The sequence below is a fragment of the Microbulbifer hainanensis genome (assembly GCF_014904735.1).
GTDB classification, from domain to species: Bacteria; Pseudomonadota; Gammaproteobacteria; order Pseudomonadales; family Cellvibrionaceae; genus Microbulbifer; species Microbulbifer hainanensis.
In genome coordinates this window covers 1-560 of sequence record NZ_JACZCR010000103.1, presented here as the reverse complement: position 1 = coordinate 560, position 560 = coordinate 1, and the positions used below count along the sequence as shown (strand labels likewise).

The window sequence follows — 560 nt, the reverse complement described above, 5'->3', positions numbered from 1 at the left end:
GTCGCCGGCTCTGGCGCTGATCATGTTTGCATCGCAGGAGGGCGGTTGCTCATCAACGGTTCTGATCGAGGATCCGTCCAAGATACCGATCAACAAGGTCGCCCGCTCCCCGAGCTAACGATTTGCCGTTCACTTCGAGCCGGCGAAATCTTTCTCATCGGGACCGACGATCGATCCTTCGACTCTCGATACTTCGGCCCGGTGAAGCGGGCCTCGATCGTCACTCGACTGACCGGCGTTTTCGCATCGCTCACGAAATGAATCGACGTCCCTGATCGACGCTTTAGCTCGTTCCCTTTGCGCCTGGCAGGTTGTCCATCACTGCGGACACGCCGAAAAAGCCGGCGGAAACCGCCAGCGCCGCCAAAGGCGGAATAGCAAAGCCGGCCGCGGTGAACGTTGCCGTCGCCCCCAGGGCGACAGCGAAACACGATATCGCGCCGGCGGAATTCAAACCGATGTCCACCATGCGACGAACGGCGTCATCCAAGACCGTCTTGCTCTCCTCGATCGTCTCGGCCGCGACTTCAGCGTCCTCGATGACGCCGGACTCGGTAGCT

At 60.7% G+C, this 560-nt stretch carries 2 protein-coding genes; one reads left to right on the top strand and one right to left on the bottom strand.

Annotated elements, in window-relative coordinates; translation table 11 throughout:
* Positions 1 to 261: S26 family signal peptidase (locus tag IG168_RS21045; RefSeq protein ID WP_193166466.1), on the top strand; the 261-nt coding region annotated here is incomplete at its 5' end.
* A 22-nt stretch (positions 262 to 283) separates the two neighbouring features.
* Here IG168_RS21045 and IG168_RS20500 read toward each other — a convergent pair.
* Positions 284 to 560, bottom strand: a 277-nt coding sequence (locus IG168_RS20500) for a hypothetical protein (RefSeq protein WP_193166465.1), incomplete at its 5' end; no start/stop codon positions are given.